Source organism: Parapedomonas caeni, assembly GCF_041060555.1.
Classification (GTDB): Bacteria; Pseudomonadota; Alphaproteobacteria; order Sphingomonadales; family Sphingomonadaceae; genus CAUJIW01.
Genome location: NZ_JBEUDS010000004.1, coordinates 1 through 14281 on the forward strand (window position 1 = coordinate 1; position 14281 = coordinate 14281).

15 protein-coding genes are annotated in these 14281 nt (G+C 67.2%); 4 read left to right on the forward strand and 11 right to left on the reverse strand.

From position 1 onward, the window contains the following. Window positions 1–102 precede the first annotated feature (102 nt). From ABU113_RS04165 to ABU113_RS04195, 7 genes are all read right to left on the reverse strand, one after another. Entirely contained in the window at window positions 103–945 is an 843-nt protein-coding gene (locus ABU113_RS04165; RefSeq protein WP_454558225.1) for a Fic family protein, read from the reverse strand. A 216-nt stretch (window positions 946–1161) separates the two neighbouring features. Beyond that, window positions 1162–2118, reverse strand: coding sequence for a ParB/RepB/Spo0J family partition protein (locus ABU113_RS04170; protein WP_454558226.1), 957 nt, complete (start codon window positions 2116–2118; stop codon window positions 1162–1164). 21 nt (window positions 2119–2139) lie between these two features. Continuing rightward, the gene (locus ABU113_RS04175) at window positions 2140–2940 is read right to left on the reverse strand and encodes a ParA family protein (RefSeq protein ID WP_454558227.1); all 801 of its coding nucleotides are present in this window, start codon (window positions 2938–2940) and stop codon (window positions 2140–2142) included. Then, window positions 2937–3650, reverse strand: coding sequence for a 16S rRNA (guanine(527)-N(7))-methyltransferase RsmG (rsmG, locus tag ABU113_RS04180; RefSeq protein ID WP_454558228.1), 714 nt, complete (start codon window positions 3648–3650; stop codon window positions 2937–2939). Before rsmG ends, ABU113_RS04175 begins: the two co-directional genes overlap by 4 nt. Then, the gene (gene mnmG, locus ABU113_RS04185) at window positions 3647–5542 is read right to left on the reverse strand and encodes a tRNA uridine-5-carboxymethylaminomethyl(34) synthesis enzyme MnmG (RefSeq protein WP_454558229.1); all 1896 of its coding nucleotides are present in this window, start codon (window positions 5540–5542) and stop codon (window positions 3647–3649) included. The genes rsmG and mnmG overlap by 4 nt, the downstream gene beginning before the upstream one ends. A gap of 94 nt (window positions 5543–5636) precedes the next feature. Continuing rightward, complete coding sequence (mnmE, locus tag ABU113_RS04190; RefSeq protein ID WP_454558230.1) at window positions 5637–6956, reverse strand: tRNA uridine-5-carboxymethylaminomethyl(34) synthesis GTPase MnmE; 1320 nt, start codon at window positions 6954–6956, stop codon at window positions 5637–5639. A 59-nt stretch (window positions 6957–7015) separates the two neighbouring features. Continuing rightward, window positions 7016–7252 (reverse strand): DUF6489 family protein, encoded by a 237-nt coding sequence (locus ABU113_RS04195; protein WP_454558231.1) that lies wholly within the window; start codon window positions 7250–7252, stop codon window positions 7016–7018. Window positions 7253–7360: 108 nt separating this feature from the next. Here ABU113_RS04195 and ABU113_RS04200 point away from each other — a divergent pair, with 108 nt between their 5' ends. The 4 genes from ABU113_RS04200 to ABU113_RS04215 all read left to right on the forward strand — a co-directional run bounded on the left by ABU113_RS04200 (window position 7361) and on the right by ABU113_RS04215 (window position 10596). Further along, window positions 7361–7822 carry a methylated-DNA--[protein]-cysteine S-methyltransferase gene (locus ABU113_RS04200; RefSeq protein ID WP_454558232.1) on the forward strand — a complete coding sequence of 154 codons (462 nt, stop codon included), beginning with the start codon at window positions 7361–7363 and terminating at the stop codon, window positions 7820–7822. A gap of 127 nt (window positions 7823–7949) precedes the next feature. After that, window positions 7950–8651 carry a dienelactone hydrolase family protein gene (locus tag ABU113_RS04205; protein WP_454558233.1) on the forward strand — a complete coding sequence of 234 codons (702 nt, stop codon included), beginning with the start codon at window positions 7950–7952 and terminating at the stop codon, window positions 8649–8651. A 35-nt stretch (window positions 8652–8686) separates the two neighbouring features. Beyond that, window positions 8687–9619, forward strand: a complete 933-nt coding sequence (locus ABU113_RS04210) for a glycerophosphodiester phosphodiesterase family protein (protein ID WP_454558234.1) — start codon at window positions 8687–8689, stop codon at window positions 9617–9619. Between the two features lie 5 nt (window positions 9620–9624). Then, window positions 9625–10596, forward strand: coding sequence for a quinone oxidoreductase family protein (locus ABU113_RS04215; RefSeq protein ID WP_454558235.1), 972 nt, complete (start codon window positions 9625–9627; stop codon window positions 10594–10596). A gap of 48 nt (window positions 10597–10644) precedes the next feature. Here the strand turns inward: ABU113_RS04215 and ABU113_RS04220 are convergent, their stop codons facing one another. From ABU113_RS04220 to hemE, 4 genes are all read right to left on the reverse strand, one after another. Further along, entirely contained in the window at window positions 10645–11238 is a 594-nt protein-coding gene (locus ABU113_RS04220; protein WP_454558397.1) for a YjbE family putative metal transport protein, read from the reverse strand. Between the two features lie 66 nt (window positions 11239–11304). Further along, on the reverse strand, window positions 11305–12561 hold the full coding sequence (rho, locus tag ABU113_RS04225; protein WP_454558236.1) for a transcription termination factor Rho: 1257 nt from the start codon (window positions 12559–12561) through the stop codon (window positions 11305–11307). 216 nt (window positions 12562–12777) lie between these two features. Further along, entirely contained in the window at window positions 12778–13233 is a 456-nt protein-coding gene (locus ABU113_RS04230; RefSeq protein ID WP_454558237.1) for a CopD family protein, read from the reverse strand. Between the two features lie 22 nt (window positions 13234–13255). Continuing rightward, window positions 13256–14269, reverse strand: coding sequence for a uroporphyrinogen decarboxylase (gene hemE, locus ABU113_RS04235; protein WP_454558398.1), 1014 nt, complete (start codon window positions 14267–14269; stop codon window positions 13256–13258). Window positions 14270–14281: the final 12 nt, after the last annotated feature.

Here is a 14281-nt window from a genome sequence, read left to right on the forward strand (position 1 = left end):
AAGGCATGGCCGAACTCAACCAACCCATGATCGAGGAGGAAAATCAGCCCCTACACATCACCGCCAAAGCCGCCTGACGATGGCCCACGGCCACAGCCGAAATTACACCACCTTGACGGACGCGACCAGGAAAAAGATCAGCCATTCGCGCATGTGGTTGCCCTGCCGCACGGCCATCAAGTGGTCGACATAGGCGGTTTTGTTCCGTTCGAAGTAGTCGGACAGATAGAGCGCCGGACGCACCAGCAGCTTTTCGGACGCTAAATAGAGCGAGATCATCAGGCGCCCCAGTCGCCCATTACCGTCGAGGAATGGGTGGATTGTCTCGAACTGGTAATGGGCAATCGCAATCTTGATCAGTGGCGGCACCATGATGTCGGCATTATGCAGGAACTTCTCCAGGTCGCTCATCAAGTCGGGGACATGATCATGGTGGGGTGGCACAAAGGCGGCGTTTTTCAAACTCACCCCAATCCAATTCTGGCTGATTCGGAACTCGCCCGGTCGTTTGGTTTCGCCGCGCACACCGTCCAGCAGGATGGCGTGTGTATCTCGCAGCAGCCTGTTTGAGAGAGGCAGGCGTTCCAGGCTGTCGATAGCGAACGTGATGGCACGAATGTAGTTCTGCACCTCGCTCCAGTCGTCACGCACCTCGGGGAGCAGATCCTCGGCATCCTTGAATGCATCTTCGATGTTGGTCTGAGTGCCCTCGATGCGGCTCGATTGTGTGGCTTCCTTCGCCACGTACATGCGAATGAAAAACTCGATATCGGGAATCAGTTGAGCAAAGGCATTGAGTTCGCCAAGCGCCCGATCCGCTTGACCCAGTAGCTGCAGTACCTGCGGATCGGATATCGTCCAGCCATGATTGATTAACTCAGGCAGAAAGCTGCGATATTCCAGGTGGGCCTCTGGTCGCTCTGCCTGATAGGCTGAAAGATCCATATTTGAGAAACTTCCCTCAATCTGACATTATTGATCCCATATGTCAGATTCGTTCGCCAGCGAATATCTTATTTCAGATTTTTGCCTATTTTCTGATTTATTGATGCTGATGTCATTCAGCGCACACATCACGCAACAGGAACGAGCAGCCTGGCTCCGGTAAGCGAGGGCGCGTGCCAGCTTGGCCTCAAGGCGCGGATAGAGGCTCGGCTGTCGTCACAGCCCCCGGCTGGTCAGCCGGCCGCACAGCTCGTCGAGCTGGTCGAACGAGGCATAACGCACGGTGAGCACGCCCTTGCCGCCCTGGTCGGCGATTTCCACCTTCATGCCGAGCGCCGCCGCCAGGTCGCGCTCCAGCGCCACGGTGTCGGCATCCTTGCCGGGTTTCAGCTTGGGCGCCCGGGTGGTGGTAACGGTCTGCTTGGCGGCCTGGGCCAGCAGCTCGGCCTGGCGTACGCTCAGGCCTTCCTCGACCACCTTGTCGGCGAGCCCCGCCGGATCGGGGGTCGCGGCGATGGCACGGGCATGGCCCATCGACAGCGCGCCCTCGGCCACCAGCGCCCGCACATAGGGGGGCAGGTCGAGCAGCCGCAACAGGTTGGCGACGTGGCTGCGGCTTTTGCTGACCAGCCGGCCGACTTCCTCCTGGGTATGGCCAAACTCGTCCATCAGCCGGCGATAGCCGTCGGCCTCCTCGATCGGGTTCAAGTCCTGACGCTGGATGTTCTCGATCAGCGCGATTTCCAGCGTCGTCGCCTCGTCGAGCTCGCGCACCAGCACCGGCAGTTCGTGCAGCGGCACCCGCTGCGAAGCGCGCCAGCGCCGTTCACCAGCGACGATCTCGTACAGGCCAGGTTTGCCGGGGGCAGGCCGGACCAGCAACGGCTGCAGCACGCCCTGCTCCCGGATCGAAGCGGCAAGGTCGTTCAGCGCTTCCTCGGCGAAGTGGCGTCGCGGCTGCCGGGGGTTGGCGATGATCTTCTCGATCGGCAGCCGGGTGACGCCGCCACTGACAACAGCGAGGGAGCCCGAGGCCGGCTGCACGACGCCCGCCGGCTCGGCGGGCGCGGCCTGGGCCGGCGCCGTCGCCGTCGCCGGCACGCTTGCCTGCAGGTCGCCCAGCAGCGCCGACAACCCACGCCCCAGCCCCGATGGCCGCTTCGCTTCCGCCATTTTCTCAATCCTTACAGTATGTTAGGCAGCTTCCGCCGGACTCGTTGTGCGCCGCAGCATTTCCGAGGCGAGCCGCATATAGGCCTCGGAGCCGAGGCAGCGGTGATCGTAGAGCAGCGCCGGCTTGCCATGCGACGGCGCTTCGGACAGACGGACGTTGCGGGGGATCACGGTGTCGAACACCACCGAACCGAGGCAGCTCTTGACGTCCGCCGCCACCTGGTCCGACAGCCGGTTGCGCTTGTCGTACATGGTCAGCACCACGCCGAGGATGTTGAGGCCGGGGTTGAAGTTGGCGCGCACCCGCTCGATGGTCTGCAGCAGCAGCGACAGGCCTTCCAGCGCGAAGAACTCGCACTGCAGCGGCACCAGCACCGACTGGGCGGCGATCAGCGCATTGATGGTCAGCAGGCCCAGCGACGGCGGGCAATCGATCAGGACGAAATCATAGGCCGCTTCCACGTCCCCCAGCGCGTCCTTGAGCCGGTGGCTGCGCCGCTCCATGTCCACCAGCTCGATCTCGGCCCCCGACAGATCGACCGTCGAGGGTACGATGGACAGGCCGGGCACCACGGTCGGCTGGGCCGCCTCCGCCACCGTCGCTTCGCCGAGCAGCACCTGATAGGAGGAAATGGCCCGATGCGCCCGGTCCAGCCCGAGGCCTGTCGAGGCATTGCCCTGCGGATCGAGATCGATCACCAGCACCTTGCGGCCGACGGCGGCCAGCCCGGTGGCGAGGTTGATGGTGGTGGTCGTCTTGCCGACGCCGCCCTTCTGGTTGGCGACGGCGATCAGGCGGCGGGTGGGGCCGGCAAGGGTCATCGTTTGGCCTTTCGCTGCACGTCCCACGCCTCAATGATCCGCCCGCGGGGGTCAGACAGACTGGCGTGAAGCTGGTGTTGAAATCTCCAGGCGGCTGACGCCTCCGCCAGTTCGGCCTCGACATCCTGACCTTTGGGGAGAATCCAGCGGCTTGATGATGCCGCGAAGGGGTGGCCCCAGTCAAACAATTGCGTCACTTTTGCCAGCGCTCGGGCCGTCAAAATATCGACCTTGAAGCGCGGCAGCGCCTCCAGCCGGGCATTGTGCACGGTCACCCGTTCCGCCAGCCCCAGCGCCTCGACCACCGCTTCGAGAAAGCGGCATTTCTTGGCAATCGACTCCACCAGATGGACATGACGGGCACCCATGATCGCCATCACCAGGCCAGGAAAACCGGCGCCGGCGCCCATGTCCATCCACACCTTGGTGTCGGGCGCCTCCACGAGCCGCCACAGCTGGGCCGAATCGAGGATGTGCCGGCGCCAGGCGTCGGGCAGGGTAGCAGGACCGACCAGGTTCAGCTTCTGCTGCCAGTCGCGCAGCAGGGCGAGGTAGCGGGCCAGCGCCTCGATTGTTCCACGTGGAACATCGAGATCGGCGGCGAGCTGCTCGGGACCGTAGGGGGCAGGGTCGATGGGTGTCGCGGTCATTGCAGAGTCGGTCATGGCGGAGTCGGTCATGGCGGAGTCGGTCATGGCGAGGTTGGTCATGCCGAGGCGGCACGAGCCGCGCGGGCGGCCTTCTTGACATGGGCGAGCAGGGCGGTCAGCGCCGCCGGGGTAATGCCCTGCACCCGCGACGCCGCCCCGAGCGTCGCCGGACGAGCCCGCGCCAGCTTCTCGCGGATTTCCGCCGACAGGCCATAGACCTGGGCATAGTCGAGGTCGTCCGCCAGCTCCAGCGACTCGTCACGGCGGAAGGCGGCGACATCCGCTTCCTGACGGGCAAGGTAGCTGGCGTACTTGCCGTCGGTCTCCACCTGGGCGGCGATCGCCGGCGATACCTCGTCGAGGGCCGGCCACAGCGCCGCCAGGCGGGCCCAGTCGATATCGGGATAACGCAGCAGATCAAAGCCGGTGCGCAGCACGCCGTCCTGATTGACCGCCAGACCGGCGCGCGCCGCCTGCACCGGCGTCAGCGCGTGGCGCTCCAGCAGCTGGCGGGCGTGCGCCAGTGCGGCTTCCTTGGCGGTATAAGCCGCCGCGCGAATACCACCGACACAGCCCAGCGCCATGCCGAGCGGGGTCAGTCGCTGGTCGGCATTGTCGGCACGCAGCCGCAGCCGATACTCAGCGCGGGAAGTGAACATGCGATAGGGCTCGCGGGTGCCCTGGGTGGTGAGATCGTCGATCATCACGCCGAGATAGGCATCCGCCCGATCGACGATGAACGGCGCCGCCGTGCCACCGCTGCCGGCGGCCAGCGCCGCGTTCAGACCGGCGATCAGCCCCTGGGCGGCGGCTTCCTCGTAGCCGGTGGTGCCGTTGATCTGGCCGGCGAGGAACAGCCCGCGGGCGGCCCGGGTTTCAAGCGACCGTTTGAGCTGGCGCGGATCGACGAAATCATACTCGATGGCGTAGCCGGGGCGGATGATCCGCACCTTTTCCAGCCCCGGGATGGTGCGCAGAAAGGCGTCCTGCACGTCCTCGGGCAACGAGGTCGAGATGCCGTTGGGATAGATGGTCGGGTCGTCCAGCCCCTCGGGTTCCAGGAAAATCTGGTGGCTGTCCTTGTCGGCGAAACGCATCACCTTGTCCTCGACCGAGGGGCAATAGCGCGGGCCGACGCCCTCGATCCGTCCGGCATACATCGGCGCCCGATGGATGTTGGCGCGGATGATGTCGTGGGTCGCCGCCGTGGTGCGGGTGATGTAGCAGGCGAGCTGCGGGTTGACCGGCTCGCCGTCAGCAAGGAAAGAAAACTGCGTCGCCGGCTCGTCGCCCGGCTGGGCTTCAAGCCCGGCCCAGGCGATGCTGCGACCGTCCAGCCGGGCCGGGGTGCCGGTCTTGAGTCGGCCCAGCGCCAGGCCAAGGCTGGCCAGCCGCTCCGACAGGCCGAGGGCCGGCGCCTCGCCGACGCGCCCGGCGGGAATCCTCGTCTCGCCGATATGGATGACGCCGCGCAGGAAGGTGCCCGAAGTCAGCACCACCGCGCCACAGTCCAGCCGCCGGCCGTCGCCGAGCACGACGCCAGCGACACGCGGACCCTCTGGCGTTTCGACCACCACCAGGTCCTCCGCCGCACCGGCGACGATGGTCAGGTTGGGCGTGGCCGCCAGCGCCGCCTGCATCGCCCGGCGATAAAGCTTGCGGTCGGCCTGGGCTCGCGGCCCCTGTACAGCGGGGCCCTTGCGGCGATTGAGCAGACGGAACTGGATGCCGGCCGCGTCCGCCACCCGGCCCATCAGGCCGTCGAGCGCGTCGATCTCGCGCACCAGATGGCCCTTGCCGAGCCCGCCGATCGCCGGGTTGCAGGACATTTCGCCGATGGTCTCCGGCTTGTGGGTGACCAGCGCGGTGCGCGCGCCAAGCCGCGCGGCCGCCGCCGCAGCCTCGCATCCGGCGTGTCCGCCGCCCACCACAATCACATCGAATGTCGTCATCGGACCGGTCTATGGAGTCGCGCCGGCAGAGTCAAACCGGGCACGGCAGGCGGCGGGACCGAGGGGGGGAGGCGCCCCTGTTCCACGTGGAACATCACTTGCCGATGCAGAAATCGCGGAAGATGACATCCAGCAGTTCCTCGACATCGACCCGCCCGGTGACCCGGCCAAGACCGCGTGCCGCCAGCCGCAGCTCCTCGGCCGCCAGCACCAGATCCGGCTCGGCCAGCGCCGCATCAAGGCCGGTCAGGCAATCCTCCAGCGCCCGACGATGGCGGGCGCGGGTGAACAGTGGCGACTCACCCGCGCCGGCGAGGGCCTTGGCCGCCCAATCGCTGAGGCCCGACACCAGATCTGGGAGGCCTGTGCCAGTGAGCGCCGAAATATGGTAGGTTCCGCCACGCAGGCCGGGGGCACAGCGGGGCTCCAGATCGATCTGCGTCACCACCCGCCAATCGCCCGGCGACTCGACGCCGGACCAGTCGGGTGTGTCCACCGGCGCCAGCGCCAGCCGCAGATCGGCCGCCGCCGCGCGAGCACGGGCACGGGCGACGCCCTCGGCCTCGACCGGATCGCTGGTCTCGCGCAGCCCGGCGGTGTCGATCAGCGTCACCGGATAGCCCCCGAGATTGAGGTGCACCTCGATCAGGTCGCGGGTGGTGCCGGGGATCGCCGAGACGATGGCGACATCGCGCCGGGCCAGAGCGTTGAGCAGACTCGACTTGCCAGCATTGGGCGGGCCGACGATGGCAACGCTCAACCCCTCGCGCAGCCGCTCGCCGCGATGCCCGTCGGCGAGCGCCGCGCCGATCTCGTCGCGCAGCGCCGCGATGTCGCCACGCACCGTCTGTGACAGCCCCTCGGGCACGTCCGCCTCGTCCTCGGCGAAATCGATGTCGGCCTCCACATAGGCCAGCAGCCGCACCAGCCGCGACCGCCAGCCCTCCACCCGCGCCGACAGGGCGCCCTGCATCTGCCGCAGCGCCTGGCTGCGCTGAGCCTGGGTCTCGGCGTCGATGAGGTCGGCCAGCCCCTCGACCTGGGTGAGGTCGAGCCTGCCCGCCTCGAAGGCCCGCCGGGTGAACGCGCCGGGCTCGGCCGGCCGGCAACCGGGCAGCGCCGCCAGGGCATCAAGCACGCCGGCCACCACCGCCGTGCCGCCATGGACGTGCAGCTCCACCACGTCCTCGCCGGTGAAGCTGGCGGGTTTGGGGAACCACAGCACCAGCGCCTCGTCGAGGAGGCTGTTGTCGGCGGGGTCGCGCAGGGTGCGCAATGCGGCCCGCCGGGGCGCGGGGCAGGGGCGGCCTGTCAGCAGTGCCAGCGCTGCGCCGGCCTGCGGGCCGGACAGCCGCACCACCGCCACGCCGGCGGTGCCACGCCCGGAGGAAAGCGCGAAAATGGTGTCGGTCATGACGGCGGGATCACGATGACAAGATCACGATGGCGGGATCAGGCGGGGGAAAGCGGTGCTCAGGACTTGTTGCCGGTCGCCGCCGACCACAACGCCTTCTGCCACTGGTCGAAGCCCTCGGTCATCATCGGCATCCACTGGCGCATCATCTTCTCGATGTCGGCGGCGGAGACGCCCTCCTTCACGAGCTGTTCCATGCGTTCAAGATAGACCCGGTGCAGCGGCGACAGGTCGGGCAGACCGAGGAAGGTGCGGGCTTCTTCCGGCGTGCAGTCGATGTCGATGTTGATCTTCATGGCTGAACCCCCGTCCGCTGCGTCTTGCCCATCCTCGCGGCGACACGCCGATCCTTGCGCGTCGCGACGCGGTCAGTCTAACCTCTGGCATCTTCGGGAGAAAGCACAATGCCGAGCCTGTCGCTGCATTCGCCGCTGGGCGAGATCACCCTGCATGAAGGCGCTGGCGACGACGGCGCACCGGCCATCGTCGCGCTCGACTGGGGCTGGGGCTCGCACCAGGAGCCGACGCCGCTGCTGGTGGAGGCCAAGCGTCAGCTCGACGCCTATTTCGACGGCACGCTGGCGCGTTTCACCCTGCCGCTGGCCCCCGACGGCACCCCCTTCCAGCGCCGCGTCTGGGCAGCGATGCAGACCATTCCCAAGGGCGAGACCCGGCGCTACCGCGATCTCGCCGCCATGGTCGGCAGTGGTCCGCGCGCCATTGGCGGCGCCTGCGGCCGCAACCCGATTCCCGTCATCATCCCGTGCCACCGGGTGTTGGCGGCCAACGGGCCGGGCGGCTATTCCGGCCATGACGGACTGGACACCAAACGGGCGCTGCTGCGGCTGGAGGGTGTCACCATCTGAGTGCCCGCGCGGGCCGCTCCACCCGGCATCCGTCCGGCGCGTGGTGGCAACCCGACATCAATTGGTCACCTGACATCTCCCGGCGTTGGCGCTACATGCGGACAGTCATTTTCAGGAGGAGGCACCCATGGGACGCGACATCACCATTTCCGCTCTAGACGGCTCCGGCCCGTTCTCGGCCTATCTCGCCGAACCGGCCTCGGGCACCGGCCCCGGCATCGTCGTCATCCAGGAGATTTTCGGCGTCAACGCCGACGTGCGCTCCAAGTGCGATGCCTGGGCGGCCAAGGGCTATGTCGCCCTCGCGCCGGACCTGTTCTGGCGCCAGGAGCCGGGCGTCCAGCTCACCGACCAGACCGAGGCGGAATGGGCCAAGGCGTTCGAGCTGTACAAGGGATTCGACGTCGACAAGGGCGTCGAGGATCTCACCGCCACCATCGCCGCGCTGCGCCATCAGCCGAACTGCACCGGCAAGGTCGGCACCGTCGGCTACTGCCTGGGCGGCCTGCTCGCCTACCTGCTCGCCACCCGTTCCAACGCCGATGCCAACGTCGGCTACTATGGTGTCGGCATCGACGGCAAACTCAATGAGTCGCATGCCATCGCCAAGCCGCTGATGCTGCACATCGCCCAGGAAGACAAGTTCGTCGACAAGGATGCCCAGGCCGCGATCCACGCCGAGCTGGGCAAGAACCATCATGTGACGCTGCACGACTATGCCGGCCAGGAGCATGCTTTCTCGCGCGCCGGCGGCCAGCATTACGACAAGGCGTCGGCCGACCTCGCCAACCAGCGCACCGAGGCCTTCTTCGCCGGGCATCTGCGCTGATGATGCGCTGGCGGCGGTTGATCGCCGGCCGCGTCATGCGGCGATCGTCGCTATGCCATGTCGCGCTGGCGAGCCTCGTGCTCGCCAGCTGCGGCGTCGACCGGCAGCAGGCCACCGCACCGGCGGCCGAGACCGGCGCGGCGGCGCCGGTCAGCCTGGAGGCCGCCTTCACCTGCCTGCGCGAGCGGCGACTGGCGGTGGTCTCCGCCCATCGTGGACAGCCGGACCCCGACGCGGCCGAGAACGCCCTGTCGAGCTTCCGGGAGTCGCTGGCCGCCGGCGTGCCTATTCTCGAAATCGATATCGCCACCACCCGTGATGGCGCGCTGGTGCTGATGCACGACGACACGCTGGACCGCACCACCACTGGCAGCGGACTGGTCAGTGAAAAATCCTATAACGAATTGAAATCACTGAATATTCGCCGCGACGATGGCCGCCTGACCGATGAGCGCGTCCCGACGCTGGCCGCGGCGCTGGCGTGGGGCCGCACTGCTGGCGCCTATTTCCAGCTCGACGTCAAGAAGTCGACCCGCTTTGCTGATGTCGTCGCCGCGGTCCACAAGGCCCGGATGCGCGACCGGGTGATCGTCATCACCTACAACCAGGCCGACGCCATCACCGTGCATCGGCTTGATCCGGCGTTGCTGGTCTCGGTCGCCATCGACTCACCTGCCGATGTCAATGCGCTCGCCGCCCAGGGCTTCAACCCCGACCGGCTGCTGGCCTGGACCGGCAACCGCGATGAACGGCCGAGCCTGTGGCAAGCGCTGAACGGCCGGGGTGTCGAACCGCTGTTCGGCACGCTCGGCCGCGCCGGCGAGCGGCTCGATGACCGCTACGTCGCCGACGGCGACCTTTCGGAATACCGCACCCTGGCACGCGCCGGGGTGACGATGATCGCCAGCGACCGGGCGGCCGCCGCCGCCATGGCGCTCGGCAATGACCACCAGCGTTGCATGAGGTAATCACCATGAAAGCCATCCAGATCAGCACCCATGGCGGCCCCGAGGTTCTGGAATGGGTCGAGCTGCCGGTGCCACAGCCCGATCCCGGCCAGCTGCTGCTGCGCCAGACAGCAATCGGCCTCAACTACATCGACACCTATCACCGCACCGGCCTTTACCCGGTACCGATGCCGTTCATCCCCGGCATGGAGGCCGTCGGCGTGGTCGAAGCACTGGGCGAGGGTGTCACTGGCTTCGCGGTGGGTGATCGCGTCGCCTACGCCTGGCCGCCGATCGGCGCCTATGCCGAGTATCGCGTCTTTCCCGCCGCCATGGCGGTGAAGGTGCCCGAGGGTATCGCCGACGACATCGCCGCCGGCATCATGCTCAAGGGCTGCACGGTGGAGTATCTGGTACGCCGCACCTTCGCGGTACAGCCGGGCCAGACCGTGCTGTGGCACGCGGCGGCCGGCGGCGTCGGCCTGCTGGCGGTGCAGTGGCTCAAAGCCATTGGCGCCACCGTCATCGGCACGGTCGGCTCCCAGGCCAAGGCCGAACTGGCGCGCGCGGCCGGCTGCGACCACATCATCCTCTACCGCGAACAGGACGTAGCCGCCCGGGTGCGCGAGATCACCGCCGGCAAGGGCGTGCCGGTGGTCTATGATTCGGTGGGCAAGGACACGTTCGTCGCCTCGCTCGACAGCCTGAGCCCGCGCGGTCTGCTGGTGAGCTTCGGCAACGCCTCCGGCCCGGTGACCGGGGTCGATCTCGGCATTCTCGCCACCAAGGGCTCGGTCTATGTCACCCGGCCGACCATCGTGCATTATTACGCGACGCCGGAAGACCGGGCGGCCGGCGCCGGGGCGCTGTTCGACATGGTGCGGTCCGGCAGGATCACACCCCGGGTGGACCAGCGCTATGCGCTGAAAGACGCCGCCCACGCGCACCATGACCTGGAAGCGCGGGCCACCACCGGCTCGACGGTGCTGATCCCGTAACCAGCCTGACTCGGGCCCGCGGCAGTGCCCGCGGGCCGCGGGGCGCGCTCAAACCGGCACGTAGGGCGCCACCTGGTGCCAGCCGTCCCAGATCATCTTGCAGGCAACATAGAGGATGACGGCAAGACCGATGTAGGCGATCCAGCGATAGCGGTCGATGACACGGGCGATGTAGCTGGCGGCAATGCCCATCAGCGCCACCGACAGCACCAGACCGAACACCATGATTGTCGGGTGATCGTGCGCCGCGCCGGCCACGGCGAGCACGTTGTCGAGGCTCATTGACACGTCGGCGACGGCCACCGCCCAGGCGGCCTGCGCGAAGCTCTTGGTGGCCGGCGGGCCTTCAATCTCCGGCGTGTCGGGATCATCGACCACCGCCGGTTCCGGCTTGGCGGGATGCAGCTCGCGCCACATCTTCCAGGCCACCCACAGCAGCAGGATGCCACCAGCCAGCAGCAGGCCAATGATCTGCAGCAACTGGCTGGCCACCAGCGCGAAGATGACGCGCAGCACCAGCGCCGCGATGATGCCGATCAGGATGACCTTCTTCTGGTCGTCGCGGGGTAGCCCCGCCGCCAGCGCGCCAACCACGATGGCATTGTCGCCGGCCAGCGTGATGTCGATCAGCACCACCTGCATGAAGGCGGCGAACGCCACCGGATCAAGCAGCGACTGGAAGAACGCCTCCAACGCCGTCGCTCCCGCTTACTGGTTCATCGAGGCGAAGAAATCCTCGTTGGTCTTTGAGTCCTTCATCTTGTCGAGCAGGAACTCCATGGCGTCGACGGTGCCCATCTGCATCAGGATACGTCGCAGCACCCACATCTTGGACAGCGTGCCCCTGTCGACCAGCAGCTCTTCCTTGCGGGTACCGGACTTGCCGACATCGATGGCCGGGAAGATGCGCTTGTCGGCGACCTTGCGATCGAGCACGATTTCCGAGTTACCGGTGCCCTTGAATTCCTCGAAGATCACTTCGTCCATGCGCGAGCCGGTATCGATCAGCGCCGTGGCGATGATGGACAGCGAACCGCCTTCCTCGATGTTGCGGGCGGCACCGAAGAAGCGCTTGGGCCGTTGCAGCGCGTTGGCGTCGACACCGCCGGTCAGCACCTTGCCGGAGCTCGGCACCACGGTGTTGTAGGCGCGACCCAGGCGAGTGATGGAATCCAGCAGGATCACCACGTCCTTCTTGTGCTCGACCAGCCGCTTGGCCTTCTCGATCACCATCTCCGCCACCTGGACGTGGCGGGCGGCCGGCTCGTCGAAGGTCGAGGAGATGACCTCGCCCTTCACCGAACGCTGCATGTCGGTGACTTCCTCCGGCCGCTCGTCGATCAGCAGCACGATCAGGAACACTTCCGGATGGTTGGCGGTGATGGCGCGGGCGATGTTCTGCAGCAGCACCGTCTTGCCGACCCGCGGCGGCGCCACGATCAGCGCGCGCTGGCCCTTGCCCTGCGGCGACACGATGTCGATGACCCGGCTCGACCGGTCCTTGATGGTCGGATCATAGATGTCGAGGTTGAGCTTCTCGTCGGGGTACAGCGGCGTCAGGTTGTCGAAATTGACCCGGTGACGCACCACGTCGGGATCGTCGAAGTTGATGGTCGAGACCTTGGTCAGCGCGAAATAGCGTTCGCCATCCTTGGGCGCGCGAATCTCGCCTTCCACCGTGTCGCCAGTACGCAGGCCGAAGCGGCGGACCTGGTTGGGCGAGACGTAGATGTCATCGGGGCCGGCGAGATAGTTGGCCTCCGGCGAGCGCAGGAAGCCGAAGCCGTCCTGCAACACCTCGATGACGCCGCCGCCCATGATCTGGGTGTCGCTCTCGGCCATGGCTTTCAGGATCGAGAACATCAGATCCTGCTTGCGCAGGGTGGAGGCGTTTTCCACGCCGAGATCTTCGGCCATGGCGACCAGATCGGCCGGCGTTTTCCGCTTGAGGTCTTGCAAGTGCATCGTGGTGCCTGTGGTGCTGATCGGCCGCGTGTCATGACGAACAGGGTGCGCGGACGGACGGGCTAAGGGGGGAATCGCGCTTGGGACAGCGAGCGCGTCAAGGCCTGCACCTAAGAGCGGCGTCGGGCGAAGTCAAGGGGTGCCGGGGTCGGGCCGGTCTAAAAATGTGGCGCGATTCGTACCTGTGGCCGTCTCGCAACGGGCCAGCCGCCACAGTCAGAATGGCCTGACGATGACCAGGATCACCACCGGAATAGTGGCGAGTGTGGGAATTTCGTTCATCAGGCGGAAAAACCGCGTCGAATGTACGTTGCGCCCGTCGGCGAAGGCGCGGCGCCAGCGCGACAGGAAACCGTGCAGCGCGGCCAGACCCGTCACCAGCGCCAGCTTCAGCCACAGCCAGCCGCCGACGTCCCAGCCCAGATGGGTCGCCAGCATCAGCCCGAACAGCCACACCAGCACCATCGCGGGGTTGATGATAATGCGCATCAGCCGGCGTTCGCGCGCCCGCCAGGCGAGATCGGACGGCGAGCCGAGGCCGTGGGCGGCGATTTCCTCGGCATGGTAGGCGAAGAAGCGCGGCATCATGAACATGCCGGCCATCCAGAAGATGACGACAATGACATGCAGCGCCTTCACCCACAGATAGGCGTCCCCCAGAAAGCCGGTCATCGCCCCGTCTCCCGCCCGCCGGTCAGGCCCGCAGCCGCGCCATCAGCCGCTCGACATGGGCGACCGGCACGTCCGGCAGGATGCCATGGCCGAGGTTGAACACATGTGGCCGGTCGGCCAGCGCCGCCCGGATGGCGTCCACCGCCGCGTCCAGCGCCGCCCCGCCGGCCTTGAGCGCCAGCGGATCGAGATTGCCCTGCACCGGCAAGCCCCTGGGCAGCGCCATGTTGGCCCACACCGGGTCGACCGTCTCGTCGAGCCCGACCGCGCTGACCCCGGTCTCGGCGGCATAGGCGATCAGCTTGGCGCCGGCCCCCTTTGGAAAGCCGATGATCGGCAAGCCGGGGTGGCGGGCACGCAACGCCTCGACGATGCGGGTGGTGGGCGCGATCACCCACTGGCGGAACTGCGCTGGCGACAGGGTGCCCGCCCAGCTGTCGAACAGTTGCACCACCTCGACGCCCGCTTGTACCTGCTGGCCGAGGTAGTCAACGGTGATGGCAACGATGCGATCAATCAGATCGGCGAAGCGGTCCGGCTCGGCATAGGCCATCAGCCGGGCCGAGGCCTGGTCGCGGCTGCCGCGGCCTTCCACCATGTAGGTGGCGATGGTCCACGGGCTGCCGGCAAAGCCGATGAACGCCGTCTCGGGCGGCAGGGCGGCCTTGATCCGCCGCACCGTCTCGTAGATCGGCGCCAGCCGTTCGGGTGCGGGCGTCAGGGCGTCGAGCGACGCGTCCTTGAGCGGTGGCGCCAGGCGCGGGCCTTCGCCTTCCTCGAACCACAGCTGCTGGCCCAGCGCGTGCGGCGTCACCAGGATGTCGGAGAACAGGATGGCGGCATCGAAGCCGAAGCGACGGATCGGCTGCAACGTCACTTCGGTGGCGCGGGCCGGGTCGTAGCACAGGTCGAGGAACGAGCCGGCATCGGCGCGCACCGCCCGATACTCCGGCAGATAGCGACCGGCCTGACGCATGAGCCAGACGGGCGTCGGGTCGACCCGCTCACCGGACAGCACACGCAGGAAGGGCTTCATGCTCACCTCAAG